Source organism: Gilliamella sp. Imp1-1 (assembly GCF_001690415.1).
Classification (GTDB): domain Bacteria; phylum Pseudomonadota; class Gammaproteobacteria; order Enterobacterales; family Orbaceae; genus Gilliamella; species Gilliamella bombi.
The window spans coordinates 1-4,905 of the sequence record NZ_LZHK01000101.1 but is presented as its reverse complement, the minus strand read 5'-3'; the positions used below and the strand labels follow the sequence as shown (position 1 = coordinate 4,905).

Annotated in this window: 5 protein-coding genes; all 5 read right to left on the bottom strand. The window is 39.8% G+C overall.

Going from position 1 to position 4,905, the window contains the following annotated elements; genetic code table 11:
- On the bottom strand, positions 1–1,171 hold a 1,171-nt coding region (tuf, locus tag A9G38_RS09000; RefSeq protein ID WP_065623244.1), incomplete at its 3' end, for an elongation factor Tu.
- A 68-nt stretch (positions 1,172–1,239) separates the two neighbouring features.
- Positions 1,240–3,342 carry an elongation factor G gene (gene fusA / locus A9G38_RS08995; protein WP_034915554.1) on the bottom strand — a complete coding sequence of 701 codons (2,103 nt, stop codon included), beginning with the start codon at positions 3,340–3,342 and terminating at the stop codon, positions 1,240–1,242.
- A 113-nt stretch (positions 3,343–3,455) separates the two neighbouring features.
- Positions 3,456–3,926 (bottom strand): 30S ribosomal protein S7, encoded by a 471-nt coding sequence (gene rpsG / locus A9G38_RS08990; protein ID WP_034915550.1) that lies wholly within the window; start codon positions 3,924–3,926, stop codon positions 3,456–3,458.
- A gap of 99 nt (positions 3,927–4,025) precedes the next feature.
- Positions 4,026–4,400 (bottom strand): 30S ribosomal protein S12, encoded by a 375-nt coding sequence (gene rpsL / locus A9G38_RS08985; RefSeq protein ID WP_034883792.1) that lies wholly within the window; start codon positions 4,398–4,400, stop codon positions 4,026–4,028.
- Positions 4,401–4,641: 241 nt separating this feature from the next.
- The coding region (locus tag A9G38_RS12305) for a transposase (RefSeq protein ID WP_176713214.1) at positions 4,642–4,905 on the bottom strand (264 nt) is incomplete at its 5' end.

Below are 4,905 nucleotides of genomic sequence, written 5' to 3'. Positions count from 1 at the left end.
TAGCAACAACACCCGCACCAACAGTACGACCACCTTCACGAATCGCAAAACGTAAGCCGTCTGCCATTGCGATTGGGTGAATTAATGATACTGTCATTTTGATGTTATCTCCAGGCATTACCATTTCTACACCTTCTGGTAATTCGATAGTACCAGTTACGTCAGTTGTACGGAAGTAGAACTGTGGACGGTAACCTTTGAAGAATGGAGTGTGACGACCACCTTCATCTTTGCTTAAAATATACACTTCTGATTCAAAATCAGTATGTGGAGTGATTGAACCTGGTTTTGCAAGTACTTGACCACGTTCGATTTCTTCACGTTTTGTACCACGTAGTAATACACCAACGTTTTCACCTGCACGACCTTCGTCAAGTAATTTACGGAACATTTCAACACCAGTACAAGTTGTTTTAGTGGTTGGCTTGATACCAACAATTTCAACTTCTTCACCAACTTTAATTACACCGCGTTCAACACGACCAGTTACTACTGTACCACGTCCTGAAATTGAGAATACGTCTTCAATTGGTAATAGGAATGGTTTGTCGATATCACGCTCTGGCTCTGGAATATAGCTATCTAATGCTTCTGCTAATTCAACAATTTTGTCTTCCCATGCTGCATCGCCTTCTAACGCTTTAAGCGCAGAACCACGAATGACTGGTGTATCATCACCTGGGAAATCATATTGAGATAGAAGTTCACGTACTTCCATTTCAACTAATTCTAATAATTCTTCGTCATCAACCATATCACATTTATTTAAGAATACGATGATGTAAGGAACACCTACTTGACGACCTAAAAGGATGTGTTCACGAGTTTGTGGCATAGGACCATCTGTTGCTGCTACTACTAAGATAGCACCGTCCATTTGTGCCGCACCAGTGATCATGTTTTTAACATAGTCAGCATGGCCTGGGCAGTCTACGTGTGCGTAGTGACGAGTTGGTGTATCGTATTCAACGTGTGAAGTGTTGATGGTAATCCCACGTGTTTTTTCTTCTGGTGCGTTATCGATTTGATCGAATGCACGAGCTTGACCGCCGTATTTTTTAGCAAGTACAGAAGTAATTGCAGCAGTTAAAGTTGTTTTACCGTGGTCAACGTGACCGATTGTACCAACGTTTAGATGGGGTTTTGTACGTTCAAATTTTTCTTTAGACATCTTAATGTTCCTTTATTAAATCACTTCCCTTAAGTAATTAAGGGAAGTGTTACTTTATTTAGATAAAATTATTTCGCTTTACGAGCTTCAATAATTGCGGTTGCAATATTTGTTGGTGCTTCATTGTACTTCAAGAACTCCATTGAGTAAGAAGCACGACCTTGAGTTTGTGAACGAAGGTCTGTTGCATAACCAAACATTTCTGAAAGTGGAACTTGTGCTTTAACAGTTTTACCTGTTGCAGTATCTTCCATTCCTTCGATCATACCACGACGACGGTTTAAGTCACCGATAACGTCACCCATATAATCTTCTGGAGTTTCAACTTCGACTTTCATAATTGGTTCTAAAAGCACAGGTTTAGCTTTCATGAAGCCATCTTTAAATGCCATTGAACCAGCAATTTTAAATGCCATTTCTGATGAGTCAACATCATGGTAAGAACCATCAAAGATAGTGACTTCAACATCAACAATTGGGTAACCAGCAAGAACACCGTTTTTCATTTGTTCTTGACAGCCTTTATCAACCGCAGGGATATATTCTTTAGGAACCACACCACCAACGATTTCGTTGTTGAATTTGTAGCCTTCGCCACCAGCTTCCAATGGTTTGATTTTTAACCATACATGACCGTATTGACCACGACCACCAGACTGACGAACAAATTTACCTTCTTGTTCTACTTCATTGCGAATTGTTTCACGGTAAGCAACTTGTGGTTTACCAACATTTGCTTCCACTTTAAATTCACGTTTCATACGGTCAACGATGATTTCTAAGTGAAGTTCGCCCATACCAGAAATAATAGTTTGACCAGATTCTTCATCAGTGTGAACACGGAATGAAGGGTCTTCTTGTGCTAGTCGACCCAAAGCAAGGCCCATTTTTTCTTGGTCAGCTTTAGTTTTTGGTTCAACAGCAACCGAAATCACCGGTTCAGGGAATTCCATTCTTTCAAGAATAATTGGTGCACTTTCAGCACAAAGAGTATCCCCTGTTGTGACATCTTTAAGACCAATTGCAGCAGCAATATCGCCTGCGCGAACTTCTTTAATTTCTTCACGTTTGTTAGCATGCATCTGAACGATACGACCAAAACGTTCTTTCTTATCTTTTACAGAGTTAAGAACAGTATCACCTGAGTTAACAACACCAGAGTAAACACGGAAGAATGTTAAGTTACCAACAAATGGGTCTGTTGCAATTTTGAACGCTAATGATGAGAATGGTTCATCATCACTTGAGTGACGTTCAGCTGCTTCACCATTTGGTAATTCACCTTTGATTGCTGGTACATCAGTTGGCGCTGGTAAGTATTCAATAACAGCATCAAGCATGAATTGCACACCTTTGTTTTTAAAGGCACTACCACAAGTTACTAAGATGATTTCGTTGGCAAGTACGCGTTCGCGTAATGCTGTTTTCACTTCTTGTTCAGTTAACTCTTCACCACCAAGGTATTTTTCCATTAACTCTTCGCTTGCTTCAGCTGCAGTTTCCATTAAGAATGAACGCCATTCTTCAACTTGGTCAACCATATCAGCTGGCACATCTTCATAAGTAAATGTTACGCCTTGATCAGCATCATTCCAGTTAATTGCTTTACGCTTAAGTAAATCAACAACACCAGTAAATCCTTCTTCAGCACCGATTGGTAAAACCAAAGGAACTGGAACCGCTGCTAAACGAGTTTTGATTTGATCAACAACACGTAAGAAGTTAGCTCCCATACGGTCCATTTTGTTGACAAATGCAATACGTGGAACTTTATATTTGTTTGCTTGACGCCATACAGTTTCTGATTGAGGTTGAACACCACCAACCGCACAGTAAACCATTACTGCACCATCAAGAACACGCATAGAACGTTCAACTTCGATTGTGAAGTCAACGTGTCCCGGGGTGTCGATGATGTTGATACGGTGTGGTTCAAATTGTTGACCCATACCAGACCAGAAAGCTGTTGTTGCCGCAGATGTGATAGTAATACCACGTTCTTGTTCTTGTTCCATCCAGTCCATGGTAGCTGCGCCATCATGAACTTCACCAATTTTGTGACTAACGCCAGTATAAAACAAAATACGTTCAGTCGTTGTTGTTTTACCTGCGTCAATATGTGCACTGATACCGATGTTACGGTAGCGTGCTATAGGGGTTGTACGAGCCATATTAATCCTCTGTTTAGAATCGTTTGCTTAATAAAACATCATTTTGGTGACCGATAGCAGATAAGGGCTATCAGTCTTAATTCAAGTCACTTATACAATTATAAGTGCGAATATTACCAACGATAGTGTGCAAACGCTCTATTAGCTTCAGCCATACGATGAACATCTTCGCGTTTTTTCACAGCGGTACCTTTGTTTTCAAAAGCATCCATAAGTTCATTCGCTAGGCGTAAAGCCATTGATTTATCGCCACGTTTACGTGCAGCATCTACAATCCAACGCATTGCAAGTGCATTACGTCGAACTGGACGCACTTCAACAGGAACTTGGTATGTAGAACCACCAACGCGACGTGACTTAACTTCTACAGTTGGTCTTACGTTATCTAATGCAACTTCAAAAGCTGCTAAGTGGTCTTTTCCACTACGCTCAGCTAATTTATCAAGAGCTGAATATACGATTGATTCTGCGATAGATTTTTTACCATCTATCATTAAAATATTTACAAATTTCGCCAGCAACTCTGAACCGAACTTCGGATCAGGAAGAATTTTTCTTTGACCGACAACATGACGACGTGGCATTGGAATACTCCGTTTATATGTTATAAATTTTCAGGTTTACCCAAAACTCAAATGAGTTAAATGGAATTATATAGTTTGGCCTTACTTAACGGAGTTCCATTAAGCTTTAGGTCGTTTAACACCGTATTTTGAACGGCTTTGTTTACGATCTTTAACACCTGCGCAGTCTAATGCACCGCGAACAGTGTGGTAACGAACACCTGGTAAGTCTTTAACACGACCACCACGGATTAAAATTACACTATGTTCTTGTAGGTTATGACCTTCACCACCGATATAAGAAGTAACTTCAAAACCGTTGGTTAAACGTACACGACATACTTTACGTAATGCTGAGTTTGGTTTTTTCGGTGTAGTTGTGTAAACACGAGTACAAACACCGCGTTTTTGCGGGCATGCTTCAAGGGCAGGAACGTTGCTTTTTGCTTCCTTTAGTGCTCTTGGTTTGCGTACCAGCTGATTAATTGTTGCCATTAATAAGCTCCTGATTAATTAAAATAAATTTAAAATTGCTTTTTAGATACGTAATTAATAACTGTAGACCAAAACCTATGTGTATAAGTTTTGGGTCGCAAGATTCTAGACCCCAGGGGAGATAATGTCAAGTTTTTGCTATCAATAAGTGCTTGATCTTGGTATTAATTATTTATAGAGGATAGTCGTTATTTTATAGAAAGACACTAGGGGCTGTTGATCTTTGCTGTACATAAATTACTCAACAATACATTGGCAGCCACATTAACATAAATGCCAGTGATACCATACTGGCATAATTCCTTTCTAACTTATCGTATCTAGTTGATATTGAACGATATTGCTTGATTCTAGCAAAGGCATTCTCGACTAAATGACGATAGCGATAAAGGCACCTATCCATACTGCTTTTATCTATATCCTTACCATAATTACGTTTAGCAATCACCGTTCGTCCGCCTTTTTGACGAACAAAGCACCGAAAAGGCTCGCTGTCATAACCTTT

What these genes read in the sequence shown, in the direction of transcription:
- rpsL (WP_034883792.1), bottom strand. Translation starts at nt 4,400, where the DNA reads ATGGCAACAATTAATCAGCTGGTACGCAAACCAAGAGCACTAAAGGAA.
- rpsG (WP_034915550.1), bottom strand. Translation starts at nt 3,926, where the DNA reads ATGCCACGTCGTCATGTTGTCGGTCAAAGAAAAATTCTTCCTGATCCG.
- fusA (WP_034915554.1), bottom strand. Translation starts at nt 3,342, where the DNA reads ATGGCTCGTACAACCCCTATAGCACGCTACCGTAACATCGGTATCAGT.